Source organism: Gemmatimonadaceae bacterium (genome assembly GCA_020852815.1).
Taxonomy (GTDB): domain Bacteria; phylum Gemmatimonadota; class Gemmatimonadetes; order Gemmatimonadales; family Gemmatimonadaceae; genus SCN-70-22.
The window spans coordinates 345953-361772 of sequence record JADZAN010000002.1 but is presented as its reverse complement, the minus strand read 5'-3'; the positions used below and the strand labels follow the sequence as shown (position 1 = coordinate 361772).

The 15820-nt window shown below is 68.6% G+C and carries 13 protein-coding genes; 6 read left to right on the top strand and 7 right to left on the bottom strand.

Annotation, left to right across the window (positions count from 1 at the left end):
• Positions 1-2: 2 nt before the first annotated feature.
• From IT359_02540 to IT359_02515, 6 genes are all read left to right on the top strand, one after another.
• Positions 3-377: a hypothetical protein gene (locus IT359_02540; GenBank protein ID MCC6927847.1), complete on the top strand. Its 375-nt coding sequence runs from the start codon at positions 3-5 to the stop codon at positions 375-377.
• Positions 378-466: 89 nt separating this feature from the next.
• Positions 467-1684 carry a TolC family protein gene (locus IT359_02535; protein ID MCC6927846.1) on the top strand — a complete coding sequence of 406 codons (1218 nt, stop codon included), beginning with the start codon at positions 467-469 and terminating at the stop codon, positions 1682-1684.
• A 96-nt stretch (positions 1685-1780) separates the two neighbouring features.
• Positions 1781-3592, top strand: coding sequence for an efflux RND transporter periplasmic adaptor subunit (locus tag IT359_02530; GenBank protein ID MCC6927845.1), 1812 nt, complete (start codon positions 1781-1783; stop codon positions 3590-3592).
• A gap of 12 nt (positions 3593-3604) precedes the next feature.
• A complete protein-coding gene (locus IT359_02525; GenBank protein MCC6927844.1) occupies positions 3605-4828 on the top strand; it encodes an ABC transporter permease in 1224 nt (407 codons plus the stop codon).
• Between the two features lie 88 nt (positions 4829-4916).
• Positions 4917-5516 carry a PadR family transcriptional regulator gene (locus tag IT359_02520; protein ID MCC6927843.1) on the top strand — a complete coding sequence of 200 codons (600 nt, stop codon included), beginning with the start codon at positions 4917-4919 and terminating at the stop codon, positions 5514-5516.
• 290 nt (positions 5517-5806) lie between these two features.
• Positions 5807-7729 (top strand): potassium transporter Kup, encoded by a 1923-nt coding sequence (locus IT359_02515; protein ID MCC6927842.1) that lies wholly within the window; start codon positions 5807-5809, stop codon positions 7727-7729.
• A gap of 95 nt (positions 7730-7824) precedes the next feature.
• Here the strand turns inward: IT359_02515 and IT359_02510 are convergent, their stop codons facing one another.
• The 7 genes from IT359_02510 to IT359_02480 all read right to left on the bottom strand — a co-directional run bounded on the left by IT359_02510 (position 7825) and on the right by IT359_02480 (position 15807).
• Complete coding sequence (locus IT359_02510; GenBank protein ID MCC6927841.1) at positions 7825-8328, bottom strand: hypothetical protein; 504 nt, start codon at positions 8326-8328, stop codon at positions 7825-7827.
• A gap of 47 nt (positions 8329-8375) precedes the next feature.
• The gene (locus IT359_02505) at positions 8376-10709 is read right to left on the bottom strand and encodes a TonB-dependent receptor (GenBank protein MCC6927840.1); all 2334 of its coding nucleotides are present in this window, start codon (positions 10707-10709) and stop codon (positions 8376-8378) included.
• 423 nt (positions 10710-11132) lie between these two features.
• Positions 11133-12224: a PDZ domain-containing protein gene (locus tag IT359_02500; GenBank protein ID MCC6927839.1), complete on the bottom strand. Its 1092-nt coding sequence runs from the start codon at positions 12222-12224 to the stop codon at positions 11133-11135.
• Between the two features lie 120 nt (positions 12225-12344).
• Positions 12345-12761 (bottom strand): hypothetical protein, encoded by a 417-nt coding sequence (locus tag IT359_02495; protein MCC6927838.1) that lies wholly within the window; start codon positions 12759-12761, stop codon positions 12345-12347.
• Between the two features lie 85 nt (positions 12762-12846).
• The gene (locus IT359_02490; GenBank protein ID MCC6927837.1) at positions 12847-13821 is read right to left on the bottom strand and encodes an MBL fold metallo-hydrolase; all 975 of its coding nucleotides are present in this window, start codon (positions 13819-13821) and stop codon (positions 12847-12849) included.
• Positions 13818-14789, bottom strand: a complete 972-nt coding sequence (locus tag IT359_02485) for a pyridoxal-phosphate dependent enzyme (protein MCC6927836.1) — start codon at positions 14787-14789, stop codon at positions 13818-13820. The genes IT359_02490 and IT359_02485 overlap by 4 nt, the downstream gene beginning before the upstream one ends.
• Positions 14782-15807: an ornithine cyclodeaminase family protein gene (locus IT359_02480; protein ID MCC6927835.1), complete on the bottom strand. Its 1026-nt coding sequence runs from the start codon at positions 15805-15807 to the stop codon at positions 14782-14784. Before IT359_02480 ends, IT359_02485 begins: the two co-directional genes overlap by 8 nt.
• Positions 15808-15820 lie beyond the last annotated feature (13 nt).

Sequence of the window (15820 nt, the reverse complement as noted above, 5' to 3'; positions counted from 1 at the left end):
GCATGAAGGACTCGAAGAACCTCGCCCTGATGTTCCTCCTCGGCGCCTTCCTCACGGGGGGCGTCCTGGGCTTCACGGCCAACCGGTACATGAACCGCGACCAGGTCTGCGCGACGCCGCAGTCGTCCAACCTGCTCGCCACGCTCTCCCAGCGGTTGCACCTGACGGTTGACCAGCAGCACACGGTCGACTCCATCCTCGACGACCGACGCCGCCAGTACCAGGCGCTCACCGAGCCGCTGCGCCCGCAGGTCGAGGCGCTCAAGCTCAACTCCCGCGAACAGATCCGACGCATCCTCACCGAGGAACAACGTCGGGAGTTCCAGGCGCTCATCGACGAGCTCAACGACTCTACGAGCACAAAGCGAGACGATTGATGCTACGCAGGCTCCTTGCAGTTGCACTCCTGACTCCGCTGAGTCTTGGTGCCCAGGGCGTCGCCGATGGCGGCGCCCGACCTGTTTCATTGGAAGAGGCCATCAAGCTGGCCCAGCGCAATGCCCCGCAGGTGGTGGCCGCGCGCGGCCAGATGCGATCGACCGACGCCGCCGTGCGCACCGCCATGGGAACGTTCATCCCCACGCTCAACGTCTCGCTCGGCGGGAACTACCAGAAAGGCACCACCTTCGTCCCAACGGGCGGCAGCGGGCGCATCGACACGCCGTGGAACTTCAGCCGCTCGCTCACCTCAAACCTCGAAGTGTTCGACGGCGGCCGCCGCTGGTTCAACGTCCAGAGCGCCCGCGCCAGCCAGCTCACCGCCGAGGCAAACGAGCGCCTGCAGCGCTTCCAGGTCGCCACCGAAGTCAAGCAGCAGTACTTCAACGTCCTCGCCGCCCGCGAGTCGCGCGCCGCCGCCGAAGCGCAGCTGCGACAGAGCGACGAACAGCTCAAGTCCGCCACCGCCCGCGTGCGCGCCGGCGCCGCCACGGTGTCGGACTCGCTCCGCTCGATCATCCAGGTGGGCAACGCGCGCCTCGCCGTGCTCACCGCCGACAACAACCTGCGCGTGGCCAACGCCAACCTCACCCGGTTGGTCGGCACCCCCTTCCAGGTCACCGCCGAAGACGAATCGCTCCTCTCCGTCCCGTCCTCGCCGATTGACAGCGCGACACTGGCGCCGCTGGCCGAGACCGCACCCAGCGTGCAGTCGGCGCGCGCCCAGGTGAACGCCGCCATCGCCACCGAGCGCTCGGCGCGGACGTCGTACCTCCCCATCTTCAGCATTGGCGGGACTTATAGCGCCAATCGCAGCGACGTCGCCTTTGCCCCCAACAGCGGCGACTTCAATTCGCAACGGTCGCTGAGGCTCACGCTGAGCTACCCGCTCTTCAACGGGTTGCAGCGCGAGGAGAACGTCGTGCGCGCCCGCATCTCCGAGGACAATGCCCGGGCGCAGCTTCGCGACGCGCAGTTGACCATTCAGCAGCAGCTTACGCAGTATCTCGGCGTACATCGGTTGGCGCAGGAGCGCGCGGCGATCCAGGTCGCCTCGATTGCCGCGGCGGAGGAGGATCTCAGGGTGCAGAACCAGCGGTATGCTCTGGGCTCGTCCACGCTGCTCGACGTCCTCACGTCGCAGTCGCAGCTCAACTCGGCGCGCTACGCGCTGATCCAGGCGCGCTATGACGCCCGGGTGGCCAAGGCGCAGATCGAAGCCGTCCTCGGCCGCGACATCCAGTAAGCGAGAGGGGCGGCGACCGTGGCCGTGCCGCCCCTAACAATCGTCTCCTCCTCACGTCCAACGCCTGAAGTGGACGCCCCCAACGCGAGAACTCTGGTGAAACGTTCGTCCCTTGCCCTGCTGGCAGTCGCTGTCGCCACCGCGAGCGGCGCGGCCTGCGCGAAAAAGGTGGAGCAGAAGCTCTCCATCCCGACCGCGACCGTGTCGCTCCGCACCATCGTCCTCGACGCTACCGCCTCAGGGTCGGTGGAGCCCATCAACGTCGTCGAGGTCAAGTCGAAGTCGTCGGGGCAGATCACCAAGATGCCGGTGGAGACCGGCTCGCAGGTGGCCCCTGGCGACCTCCTGGTGCAACTCGACACGCGCGACGTGCAGAACCAGTACGACCAGGCCGCCGCCGACCTCAACGCCGCCGAGGCGAAGCTGCAGGTCTCCGAGGCGCAAAAGAAGCGTTCGGACGACCTGTTCCTGCAGCGCATCATTACGGCGCAGGAGAACGAGACGGCCCGGCTGGACTTCGCCAACGCGCAGGCCTCGGTGATTCGTGCGCGCACGTCGCTGGATCTTGCCAAGCAGCGCCTCGAGGATGCCACCGTGCGCGCCCCGGTCGAGGGGACGGTGATCGAGAAGACGGTCTCGCTGGGGCAGGTGATCACCTCGGCCACCAGCGCCTTTGGTGGCGGGACGACGCTGCTCAAGATGGCTGACCTGAGCAAGGTCCGCATGCGCGCGCTCTTCAACGAGACCGACATCGGGAGCGTGCAGCCCGGCCAGCAGGCCACGGTCACGGTCGACGCCTATCCCGAGCGCCCCTTCCGCGGAACGGTGGAGAAGATCGAGCCGCAAGCGGTGGTGCAGCAGAGCGTGACGATGTTCCCGGTGCTGATCAACCTGGCCAACAACGAAGGATTGCTGAAGCCGGGGATGAACGGCGAGGCGTCGGTCCTGGTCGATCGCCGCGAGAACGTGGTGGCCGTCCCCAACGACGCCGTGCGCACGGTGCGCGAGGCGCCGATGCTCGCCAACCAGTTGGGGCTCAACACCGACACGGTGAGCGCGCAGATCCAGGCGCAGATGGCGCAGTTCGGCGGCATGGGTGCAGCGGGGCGCGGCGAGGGCACCCCCGGCGGGCGCATGCAGGTGCCGCGCGAAATGCGGCGCATGATGCCGGGCGAGGTGGACCTCGCGCCCTTCCAGGGGCCGCAGGGCGCCCGCGCGCAGCTCCCCGAGGTGACCGACGCCGATTGCCGGAGGGTGTCGGACGCGATGAAGGCAAAGCCGGAGGTGGCGCAGCAGCTGGCGGGGTTGCGCCAGAAGTTGCAGGGCGGCGAGATCGACTTCGCGACGTTGCGCGCCGAGTCGCAGAAGGCGTACGCCGCGTTAGGCGTGGACGCGCAGGTGGCGCGCGCCTGCCAGGCGCGGTCGGGGGCAAGTGGTGCACCTGGCGGGATGCCGGGCGGGCGCACTGCCGGCGGGGCGACGCCCGCCGGTGGCACACGTGCCGGCGCCGCGGGAGCGGCCATGGCGCAGCAACAGGGAAATGCCGCTGGCGGACGCCGCGCCCAGGGGAGCCAGGGGGGAGCCGCGGTTCCGCAGCCGCGGGGCGAGTTCCCCATGCGCACGCGCTCCCGCCCCGGCGTGGTCTTCGTGAAGAACGGGGCCACGTTCGATGCCAAGGTCGTGCGCCTCGGGCTCGGCAACTTCGACTACACCGAGGTCCTCAGTGGCCTCAAGGATGGGGACGAGGTCGCGCTGCTTGGCGCGGCGGCCATCCAGGTGGCGCGTGACTCGAGCAACGCCCGCTTCCGCCAGATGACCGGCGGCGGCATGCCGGGGATGCAGAAGCAGCAGGGACAACAGGGGCAGCAGGGTGGGGCGCAGGGTGGCGGCGCACCGCCGCGCCAGTAACACGAGGACACCATGCTCTTCGGCGAGATCTTCCGGGTCGCGTTAGGCGCGCTGCGCGCCAACAAGCTGCGCTCGCTCCTCACGATGCTCGGCATCGTGATCGGCGTCGGCTCGGTCATCGCGATGATCGCGCTCGGCACCGGGGCGCAGCAGGCCGTGAAGGACCGCATCTCGGCGCTGGGGACCACGCTGCTGACCGTCTCCCCCGGGCAGATGTTCGGGCGGGGCGGGATCAGTTCGGACGCCGACCGCGCCAAGCTCGTGATGAAGGACGCCGCGGCCCTCGAGGAACGGGGGACCACGTTCCGCGCCGTGCAGCCCGAGATGTCGCGCAACATGCAGGTGCAGTACATGAACAAGAACACCAACACGTCCATCACCGGCACCACGGCCAACTACCTGACCGTGCGCAAGTACGAGCTGTCGGCCGGCCGGATGTTCTCCTCGCAGGAAGACAACGCCAAGGCGCGCGTTGCAGTCGTCGGCCCCGAAGTCGTGAAGAACCTGGGGCTCGAGTCGCCCTACGCCATCCTCGATGAACCGATCCGCATTCGCGGGATCCAGTTCACCGTCATCGGCGTCCTCAAGTCGAAGGGACAGTCGCAGCCGTGGGCAAACCCCGACGACCAGATCCTCGTCCCGCTCAACACGGCGCGCTTTCGCGTCATCGGGAGCGACCGCATCCGGTCAATCTCGGTCCTCGCCAAGACGGAGGAGCAGATCCCGGAGACGATGGCCGAGATCCAGAAGATCCTCCGTCGCGAGCACAAGCTGCGGCAGGGGCGCCCCGACGACTTCGCGATCCGCAACCAGTCCGACTTTCTCTCCACGTTCGCCGAGACGACGGTGGTCTTCACCTACCTGCTCGCCGGCATCGCCGCGGTGTCGCTGGTGGTGGGGGGAATCGGGATCATGAACATCATGCTCGTCTCGGTCACCGAACGCACGCGCGAGATCGGCGTGCGCAAGGCGTTAGGCGCGACGCGCTTCAACATCCTCTTCCAGTTCCTGATCGAGGCGGTCGTGCTCTGCCTCATGGGCGGTTGCATCGGGATCCTGCTGGGCGGAGGAGTGGCCACCTGGCTCAGCGCCGCCTTCCAGTGGAACACGCAGATCTCGTCGACGTCGATCCTGCTCGCCTTCGGCTTCTCGGCGCTGGTCGGGATCCTTTTCGGCGTCTGGCCCGCCCGCCGCGCCGCCAAGCTCGATCCGATCCTGGCGCTCCGCTACGAATAGCGAGCGGCTCCGTTCGAGAAGGGACTTGCGATATATCGTCGCCAAAGATATATCTTGCGATACATCTCACGATATATCGGAGGACGACATGTTCTGGGACTGCGATCCCCCGGGCTCCTTCAGGGGGCGGTGGAGCTTCGGACCTGACGTGTACGGCTTTGTGTGGGGAAACGGAGGAGGGCGCAAGCGCGGCGGTGGGGGGGGGCGTGGCGGGCGCATGTTCGAGCAGGGCGACCTCAAGTACGTCATCCTGCAGCTCCTGGCCGAGAAGCCGAGGCACGGCTACGAGGTCATCAAGGAGCTCGAGGAGAAGTTCGGTGGGCATTACGCCCCGTCGGCCGGCACGGTGTACCCCACTCTCTCCCTTCTCGAGGACCTGGGTTACGCCACCGTCTCGCTGGAGGAGGGGGGGAAGAAGGTCTACACAATCACCGACGAGGGGCGCCGGTACCTCGAGCAGAACCGCTCCGCAGTCGACGACATCTTCGAGCGGATCGCCGAGTTCGGGGCCTCGTTCCTCTCCGACTCCATGGGGGAGATCAACCGTTCCATGGCCGGGGTCGGCCGTGCCGTGTACGGCTCGGCCAACCGTTACTTCCGCGACAAGGAGAAGGCGGCGAAGGTTCGGGAGGTGCTGGAGCGGGCCGCGCGCGAAATCGAAACGATCGTGAGCGGGACAGCGGTCTGAACCGTTCGTGATGGTGCGGTGACGGCGCGGGACGACCCAGGGAGCTATGCTGGAATCTGGGACGACCGACACTAGATTGGACGACGGGTCGCGGTGACTGCCGTGACCCGTTTTTTCGTCGTCTTATCGAGCGGACGGCGAAGACGGAACGATCCCCAGTGTCTCCGGCTCCGGCCGCGATCGACGCACCCACGATGAGCGCAGAATCCGCCCCCGCTTCCAGCGCGGAGGGCGACAGTAAGGAGACCTCCGGCTCACCCGCCACGGCGTCGCTGATGACAACCGGGACGATGACCGGCGAGTCTCCAGTGCCGCTTCACCGGCACCACGCCGAGTCGAATCCCACTGGCAAGCGGCTCGCCATCCTCACCCTGACGGCGCTCGGCGTCGTGTATGGTGACATCGGCACGAGCCCGCTGTACGCGATCAAGGAGACGTTCAAGCCCGAATACGGGCTGCAACCGAACCTCGTGAACGTGTACGGGATTCTCTCCATGATCGTCTGGTCGCTGATCCTCATCGTCAGCGTCAAGTACGTGGGGTTCATCCTGCGTGCCGACAACCGGGGCGAGGGGGGCGTCTTTGCGCTGCTGGCGCTGGTGCTCCAGCTAAGCGACAGCGGGAAGCTCCGCGTGGGGCGCACGTCGCTCATCATGATGGGGCTGTTTGGCGGTGCCTTCCTCTATGGCGACGGCATCATCACTCCGGCCATCTCCGTGCTTGGTGCGGTCGAGGGGTTGGAGATCATCGCTCCGCGGTTCGAGTCGTTCGTCGTCCCCGCGGCGTTCGTGATCATTGCCACGTTGTTCGCGGTGCAGTACCTGGGGACGGCGCGCGTGGGCGGTGCGTTCGGCTGGATCATGCTCGCCTGGTTCTTCAGCATCGCCGCCATCGGAGTGAGCGGGATCGTGCAGCATCCTGAGATCCTGGGTGCCGCCAATCCGATGCATGCGCTGGAGTTCTTCATCAACCACCCGATGCGGTCATTCGTCGTGCTCGGGGCGGTCGTCCTCGTGGTCACCGGTGGCGAGGCGCTGTACGCCGACATGGGGCACTTTGGCCGGAAGCCGATTCGCGTGGCCTGGTTCGGGCTCGTGCTCCCGTCGCTGTTGCTCAACTACTTCGGGCAGGGCGCGCTCCTGATCAAAGAGCCGAAGGCGGTGGAGAACCCGTTCTATATGCTCGCGCCGCAGTGGTTCCTCATCCCGTTGCTGATCGTGGCGACGCTGGCTGCGATCGTGGCGTCGCAGGCGTTGATCTCGGGGGCGTTCTCGCTCACGCAGCAGGCGGTGCAGCTGGGCTACACGCCGCGCGTGACCATCGTGCACACCTCCAAGCAGGAGGCGGGGCAGATCTACATCCCCGAGGTGAACGTCCTGCTGGCGGTAGGCACGTTGCTGCTGGTGGCGACGTTCCGCTCGTCCACCGCGTTAGGCGCCGCGTACGGGGTGGCCGTCACGGGGACGATGGCGATCACCAACATCCTGTTCTTTGCCGTCGCCCGCGGGCAGTGGGAGTGGTCGGCGGCCAAGGCCGGCGCCTTCGTGGCGTTCTTTCTCGCCATCGACCTCGCCTTCTTCTCGTCCAACCTGCTCAAGGTGCCGCATGGCGGCTGGGTCCCGCTCCTCATCGCGGTCGTGACCTTCACCGTGATGACCACGTGGAAGCGCGGGCGCATGCTCCTGCGCACCAAGCTCCTCGATCGCACGCTTCCCATTGCGTCGTTCGTGGAGAGCCTGGGGCACGGCGGCCCGGTACGCGTCCCGGGGACGGCCATCTTCATGACGTCGGAGTCGGAGGGGACGCCCGTCGTCCTGTTGCATCACCTCAAGCACAACAAGGTGCTGCACGAGAAGGTGATCCTCCTGTCGATCCTGGCGCGCGAGGTCCCCGAGGTTCCCGCCAGCGAACGCATCACGGTGGAACCGATGCAGCACGGGATCTACCGGGTGAAGGCCGCCTACGGCTTCATGGAGACGCCGAACGTCGAGGACATTCGCGCCCGCCTGCAGGAGGCCGGGATCAAGACCAAGCGCATGGACACCACGTACTATCTCGGGCGCGAGGAGCTGATCTGCGCCAACGGGGTCGGCATGTCCCGGTGGCGCAAGAAGCTCTTCGCCGTGATGGCGCGCAACGCGAGGTCGGCCACGCAGTACTTCGGGATCCCGGCCAACCGGGTGGTCGAACTGGGGACGCAGATCGAGTTCTGACGGCTGCAGCGGAGGGTTAGCCTCCCACCAGCGCACGCTGGGGGCGACGTGCGTCGCCGGCATCGCGCCTCTCGTCGCGTGCGTCGTGCCGTTTGTCATGGGCGGACGATGCGCACGATGGTGGCGGTCACCAGCGCGAGGGCGAGCGAGAGGCCCGTGCCGATGACGAAGCCGCGGAAGTGAAAGGCATAGTCCTTGTAGGCTCGCATCCCCTCCGTTCCCGGAATCACGAGGAAGCGAGGCGTGAGGGTGCAGACGAGCAGCCAGTCGAGGACGAGCCAGTCGAAGACGTTGAAGGTCGAGGCGACGACGAACGTGTTCACGAACAGCGCGCCGAACGATGCCGCGTGGCCGTCGTGCATCGGCAGCGTCCAGCTGGACCACACCGGGAAGAACAACAGCAGGACCAGGAACGGAATGCCGACCACGAGCGTCATGCGTCGTTCGTCATCGGTCTTGGGGGGGACCACCGACTGAATGGCGTCGGGGTAGTCCTGGAGGAGGAGTCGCGGCCTCAGGAGAAGGCACGCCAGGAGGAAGAGCGACGCCAGGAGCGACAGCGCGCCACCGTGCAGCAGCATGCGGCCGATATCAGGCATGTGACGGACGACGGGTGGAAGGGTTGGCGGGAGGACCCGATGCGTGATCAGAAGGTGACGCGATACAGGAGCGAGACGTTGCGGCCGGCCGCCGGGGCAAAGTCCTTGATGCGGCTGGTGGCGTCGCGGTAGAGCAGGTCCCCCAGGTTCTCGCCGCGCAGGAGGACGGTGTGCACGTTGGCGCCGCCGATGACGCGAACGCCCGCATGCCCTTCGAGGAGCGTGGCACCGCGCACCGCCATCTCGCCAGATGCAACGCGTGGCTGGGCAAAGAGGCGACGGATCGCCCCCCCCACCTGCCAGCGTCCATCGTCCCATCGTGCGCCGCCCCCCAGGCGTGCCGGTGGCATGAAGGGGAGCGCCCCTCCCCGTCGTTCGCCGGCCCACAGGAGGTCGCCGCTGGCGTGCACGACCAGACTCGGCGTCAGCGCTCCCTCGACCGTGGCCTCCGCGCCGCGCAGGCGGGCGTTTCGCTGCGCGATGACATGCAGCGGCAGCGACTTTGTCCCGCCACCCGCTGCGGCGATCGTCGTGTCGCGCCCCGTGGGATACAACCCGATCCACCCATCGATGGCCGACGCCCACCCCGCCAGCTGCACACGAAGCGCCGGCCGCTCGATGCGCACCACGAGGTCGACGCCGCGGCTCCGCTCGGACTCCAGCGCCGGATTGCCGGTCTCGAACGCCCCCGTGCCGGCGTGCCCGGCGCGCGAGTAGAGTTCCTCGGGCGAGGGGACGCGCGTCGCGCGCGCGACGTTCACGGCCAGCGACGCCCCGCGCGCCACGGGAACGGAGACCCCCGCGGACGCCGACACGTTGGAGAAGCGGCGCTCGACCGCGGGGCCAAAGGCTTCGCTGGCGTCGCTGCGCACGGTGGCGCGCTCGAACCGTACCGCGACGGGGAAGCGCGCCCCTTCGCCGTCGCCGAAGGGCGCCACATCCTGGTAGGCGAAGAGGGCGAACGTGCGATTCGCGTTAGGCGGCGTGAGCGCCGCGGGGCCAGCCACGTCGTTGCCCCGGTGCAGGAACGAGGCGCCCAGCGCGCCGTCGCGCAACCAGCCTGCGGGGCGGGTCCGGGCCAGGAGCTGCGCCTGCGTCGAGCGAACTCCGAGCGCCGTGGCCACCACGCCCGCCGCCGTCACCTCGTCGTGCGCATAGGACTGCCGCCCGGCATCCAGGCGCAGGCGTGCGAAGGGGGCGCGCCCCTCGCGCTCGAACCGCGCGCTCGCCTCCTGTCGCGCCCCGCGAAGGCGCACGCCGTCAGCCGCAACGTTGCGCCACGGGAGCCCGTACTCGAAGTCGTAGCCGCGGAGCGCGAGCCCCGCCAGCGACCGCTCCCCCAGGCGCGTGAGCGCAATCGAGGCGTTCCGGTTGCGCATGCTGGTGTTGGCCAGCGCGCCACGCGCGTCACCGCTCCCCACCCCCTGGTCGCCATGACGGCGCCCTCCTCCCTTCACCCGCAGGACAAGCGTCGCCCCCAGGGGTTGCGACACGTCGAGCAGTGCCCCGCCCCCTTCGCTGGCGCTCTGTCCGTTGAACGTGAGGCTCGACAGCCGAGTGCCAGGAACGGTGCGGGCAATGTCGTCCGACAGGACGTTCACCACCCCGCCTAACGCCGCACTCCCGTGCAGCAGCGCCGCGGGCCCGCGCACGATCTCCACTTCGCGCGCTGCCAGCGGGTCGACCGTCACCCCATGGTCGCTCGCGCTCGCCGCGAGGTCGCCCGCGCGCTGCCCATCCTGCAGCACCACGATTCGCTCGCCCGTGAGCCCGCGAATGACGGGCATCGTCGCCGCGGGCCCCTGCGAACGGGCCGTGACGCCGCTCGTCCACGACAGCGTCTGCGTCAGCGTCGCGCCAAGGGAACGCTCGAGGTCGCGCCCGCCCAGTGACGTCACCGGCTGCGCCACCGCCAACGGATCGCGCCCGGCAGCCGTCGCGCTCACCGTCACGCCCGCGAGTTCGATCGCGGTTCGGTGAAGCGCAATCTCGACATGCGTCGTCTCCCCCGGGCGCACCGTGACCGCGAGACGCTGCGGTGCATATCCCATCGCTGTCACCAGCAGTCGGCGCCCACCCGCGCGAAGGTCACCGATGACGAAGCGCCCGCTGGCATTGCTCGACACCGGCTCGCGCGGCGCGTCGATGGCCAGCACCGTGGCACCTCGCAGCGGCAATCCGTCCGAGGATCCAGTCGCCCGTCCCACCGCGCTCCGCACGATCCCCGTGATCACCCCCGTATCTGCAGTCCGGGGGGCGCTCGCGGACAAGGGTGCGCGCGCCGTTCGCTCCTGGGCGTCCACCGCCACCGCGGCGAGCGCAACGTGCAATGCCGTCGCCACCAGGCCCACGCCGACTTGCCCTGCCTCGTTGCTAGCCATCGTCGCCTCACGCCAGTCTTAGCGCCCGCTCGTCTTTCATTTAGGAATACCTAACTTATTGACGAGTCGATGCTAATCAACTACCCGACTGGAGGGGGGCGGCTCAGTGGGCGCATCGGGGGGTGTGAACCTGGGGAACTTGGGGTCAGGGGAACTTGGGGTCAGAGTCACCGAGAATTTGGTTCGGTGACTCTGACCCCAATTGTTCTCAGACTCCGATTGCGCGCTAAGTGGCTGTCCTTATGGAGATTCGCGGGGACACTCTCGACCCAGGAGGAGGGCCCTTTTGGCCGACTTGGTGCCCCATTCTGGTGCCAGCGTCACTTGGGGTCAGAGTCACCGAGAATTTGGTTCGGTGACTCTGACCCCGATTTTTCGGACCCCAGTTTGAGCCGACCCCGACAGGGGCGCCTGGCGCGTTCCCTACCTCACCTCGGCCCTGATCCGCGGCGAGCTGCGCAGGTGAATCGCTCCCTTCCCATCACCCTCAAACCGGTAGAAGCGCGGCGCCCTTGGAGCTACCGGCGCATCCGGTCGGTCCGGTACGTCGGGAGCCATGAGGGCGTGCGGCGAGAGCGGCGAGAGCGGAGGCATGGGAGGGACCGGCGGAACGGTGAAGCTGAACCCGTCCCACCCCGCCCCGTCGCCAATGATGAACCGCCGCTGGGCGCTGCGCTCCAGGTCGCGCGCGGCCGCCGTCTTCACCTTCACCATGCGCGGCTGGCCGCTACGATACACACGCAGTTCCACCTCGTCTCCCGCCTTGAGCTTCTCCATTTCGCGCGTGAGTCGGCGCATCCTGGCGCTGGTCGCCGCCCAGTCGCCCACGTCCTCACGCGCCACGCGCAGGTCGACGCCGTTGATGGCGGCGATGCGGTCACCCTCCTCGATTCCCGCCTGCTCTGCCGGGCCGTCGTTGGCGAGGGACGAGACCAGAATGCCTAACGTGTCGCGCTTGCTGCCGCTGCCTCCGAGGCCAATGCCGAGCGATGCGCGATCGGGGTCGGCGCGACGCATGTCGGCCACGGTGATGGCGCGCGGTTCGAGCTCGCGGGCGGCGACGGTCTTCACCTTGAGTGTAAGCGGCTTTCCGTCGCGCACGACGCGCAGCTCGACGTCGTCGCCGGCGGCGTGCTTCGACAGTTCGCGGGTGAGCCGTCGCTGCGTGATCCCTTGCAGCTCCTCGTCCTCCGCGTCGACGGCGCTGAGTCGCAGGTTGACGCCATTGATCGCGGCGAGGCGGTCGCCCTTCCGGATCCCCGCCTTCTCAGCGGGGCCGCCCTCGGTCACCTCGGCGACGAGGACGCCGAGCGTGTCGCGTGCGCCAGTGGATTCGATGGAGATGCCGAGTCGTGGACGATCGGGATCGCCACTAACGCGACTCATCAGCGTGCGCGCCATGGTGCGCGGCTCGTCGCGCTCCGGGGTCGGGCGCGTGGACTTCGACTGCGCGGCGAGCGTCGACGACGCTCCAACCAGCGCCAGCAGGACGGGGGAGAGGAATCGGGTACGCATGGTCATCCGGGTTGCGTTCACCGGATGGGTCACCCGCGAGCGCACACGGGGTTTACTCCCGTTGCGCGGCGTGGCGGCGCGGGGACGACCCGCAACTCGTGCGGCGCCGTGGCGCGGCGGTCATCGCCCTGCCAGCCGACTCCCCACGAAGGGCGCGGCGATGAAGACCAGGCAGGAGGCGGCAACGAACCAGGCGGGATGCGGAATGTTCATGAAGTTGCGGATTCCGCCAAGCAGGAAGAACGCCCCCACCACCCCCGCGTGCACGAGCGGGCGTGACGGCGCCATCCGCGCCGCAAGCGCGGCGCCTAACGTGGGACCGACGAGGTACGCGAACAGGATGGGGAGGAAGTGCGCCGTCGGCAGCGTGAGCATCGCCGAGCGCACAGCCTCCATGTTCGTGACGTCGAGCCCGGGAGGCGGAGGGACGACGGCGTGCCCCAGTGCCTCGACGCCAAAGGTCGCGATTCCGCCGACGAAGAGGCCGGCGGCGACGGCGATGACGCTACGAACGGGTGGCGGTGTCTTCGAGGCCATGCAGAGTCGCTCGTTCGGGAAACGGTGGACGCGCACGATGCCGGAGGTACGGCGCGCCGTCAAGCGCTCGACGCATCGCCCGCACTCAGTAGACGCCCAGGTCGTGCGCCGAGGCGAGTGGCCCGCGATAACCGGCGCCGCGCACTTCACGCAAGAGGTCGTCGTCGGTGGCGCCCCAGTACAGCTGATGATACAGAACGAGCGACTTTGCGCGCGCCTCGATGGCCAGGCGCGCAAGCTCCACGGTCGATGTGTGCGCGTTGCGGTGGTATTCCTGCCACCGCGCGGGGCGTGTCGCGAAGCGCTCGGTGGAGTACACCTCGTGGACGAGGAGGTCGCAGCCGTTGCACGCGTCCACCACGGCGCGACTCGCCTTGGTATCTCCCGAGATGACGATGACACGATCGGGCGTCTCGAATCGGTAACCAAACGCCTCCTTCCAGTCGCCGTGCGGGACGGCGAACGCCTTCACGGTCACCTTGTCGTCCTTGTAGACGATTCCCGGCGTGACGACCGTGGCGCGCACCTTGTAGCCCTCGCGATTGGCGTGCTCGCGTCCCTCGATGCGGACCGCGATGTCCTCGGCGAATGCGGCGACGAGGTGGTCGGTCATCTCGCGCACACCGCGGGGACCAAACACGCGCAGCGGGCCGGGGCGTTCGAGGACCCACGGCGTGAAGATGAGGTCCGTGAGCCCCACGGTGTGGTCGGAGTGCAGGTGCGAGAGGAAGACGAGATCGAGGCGCTCCGCGGCGAGCGCGCCGGTTCCGGCGCGCGCCGCCGCCGCCGCGCGCCGCACCACGCCCGGACCGGCATCCACGAGGTAGGCACGGTCGTCGACGACGACGGCGACCGCGGGCCCCGATCGCTCCGGGTCGGCGTTGGGGTTCCCCGTTCCCAGGATGACGACGCGAGTGCGCGCCGGCGGCCTGGTCGTGGACCTCCCCTGCGCCGCCAAACTGTCGGGCGCGAGCACAGCCGCCAGCAGCAACACGCACGCGCCCCCCCCGCGTGCGGCGCGCGTCACGATAGCGCCGAGGATCCCTTCCGCACGCCTCATGGCAGCTCGCCTTGCAGCAGCTTCACCACGACGCTGCTGTCGATGTTCCCTCCCGACACAACGGCCACCAATGGGCCGTCGCCCGCCGTTCCGGTGAGCGCCGCCGCGACCGACGCGGCGCCGGCCCCCTCCGCCAGCACACGATTGCGCTCCAGCACGAGGCGCCACGCCGCCGCCACCTGTTCCAGCGACACGACGAGCGATCCGGCGAGGAGGGCCTGCGCCAGCGGCCACATCTCGGCCAGGACGGTGCGACCGCCGATGCCGTCCACGAAGGAGGGGGCATACGCCGTCGGGACCGGTCCGCCAGCCGCAAGCGCCGGCGCCAGCGGTGCCGCGCTCGCCACTTCGGCGGCGTAGACCTTCACGTGCGGGGCGAGATGACGCACCGCCGACGCAATGCCGCAGCTCAGTCCACCGCCCCCATACGGCACGACAATCGCCGAGACGTCGGGCACATCCTCCAGGATCTCGAGGGCAACGGTGGCGTTGCCGGCCATCACCTCGGCATCGGAGACGGGGTGCACGAAGCGCCCCGCGAACTCCGGCGACCCTCGGTCGACGAGGAGCTGCCACCACTCGTTGAAGGGGCGGCGCACGATGCGAGCTCCCAGCCGCTCCACGGCGCGCACCTTGGTCTCGGGGGCGTGGTCGGGAACGACGACGAGGCAGGGGACGCCCATCTCGCGCGCGCACCACGCCACGCCCTGCGCCATGTTCCCCGCGCTGGCCGTCCACACGCCGTCGCCTAACGAACCGCGCGGCATGGCGCGCATGGCGTTGCCGGCACCGCGCAGCTTGAACGAACCGATGGGCTGGAGGTTCTCCAGCTTGAGGCGCACATCGGGGAGCGTCGCATCGTGACGCAGGCGCACGACTGGCGTTCGCACAATGGTGCCTTGCAGCCGCGCGCGCGCCGCCATGATCGCGTCGAGCGGAATGATTGGCGGGAGGTCGACGTCAGCCACCGGCGCGCTCCCCTGCGTCGGGGCGCAGGCCGCCCAGCTCGATCCACATCCCGGTGTTCGACGCCAGGGCGCGCTCGTAGATGAAGCGCGCACTCGCCACGTCTTCCACGGCCAGGCCAAGCGACTTGAAGAGCGTGCGCTGCGCGGGATCGGTGCGACCGGTGACACGTCCCAGGAGGAGCTCGCCGAGCTCGCCGATTATGTGGTCGTTGTCGATCGCGCCTTCCGCGCGCGGAATGAGAAAGTCGCCCGCCTCGTGCATGGCCGACTCGCGACGGTCGACGAAGAGCCGTGACTGCTCGACGCCCTGCGTGTCGACTTCGCGCGACGACGCGATCGACGCGCCCACGGCATTGATGTGCGCTCCCGGCGCGACCCATTGCCCCTCGAGCACCGGCTCGCGCGACGACGTGACGGTGCAGATGATGTCTGCGCTTCGCACGGCCTCCTCGGCGGTGGCGCACGCCTGTACGTGTACCCCACGATGCACGCGCGCCCAGTGCACGAAGCGCTCGCGCCGTTCGGCACTGCGGCTCCACAGCGACACGTGCGACAGGTCGCGCACCGCGCGCATGGCGTCGAGGTGCGTCATGCCCTGCACGCCGGCGCCAAGGATGGCGACGCGCGAGGCACCGGGATTTGCCAAAAGACGGGTAGCAAGCCCGGAGACGGCGGCGGTGCGGATGGCCGTTACCGAACTCGCATCGATGATGGCCAGCAGCCGCCCGTGCGTGTCGTCGAAGTAGAGGATCACGCCGATATGCGACTCGTAAGGCGTCGCGTCGTTGCCGGGGAAGACGGTGATGACCTTGGCGCCGATCGAGCGCCCGAGGACCGCGGGCATCACGGCGAACGCGTCGCGTCCCGAGTGCAGTCGAAGGACCTGTCGCAACGGGAGAAGCGCGTCGCCACGCGCGGTGGCGGCGAGCGCCTCGGCCATCACGTCGATGCACGCCGGCATTGGGAGGAGGCGTTCCACGTCGGCGTGGGGGACAATCAGCGTGCGAGCATCAACCATGGTGGCGTTCGTG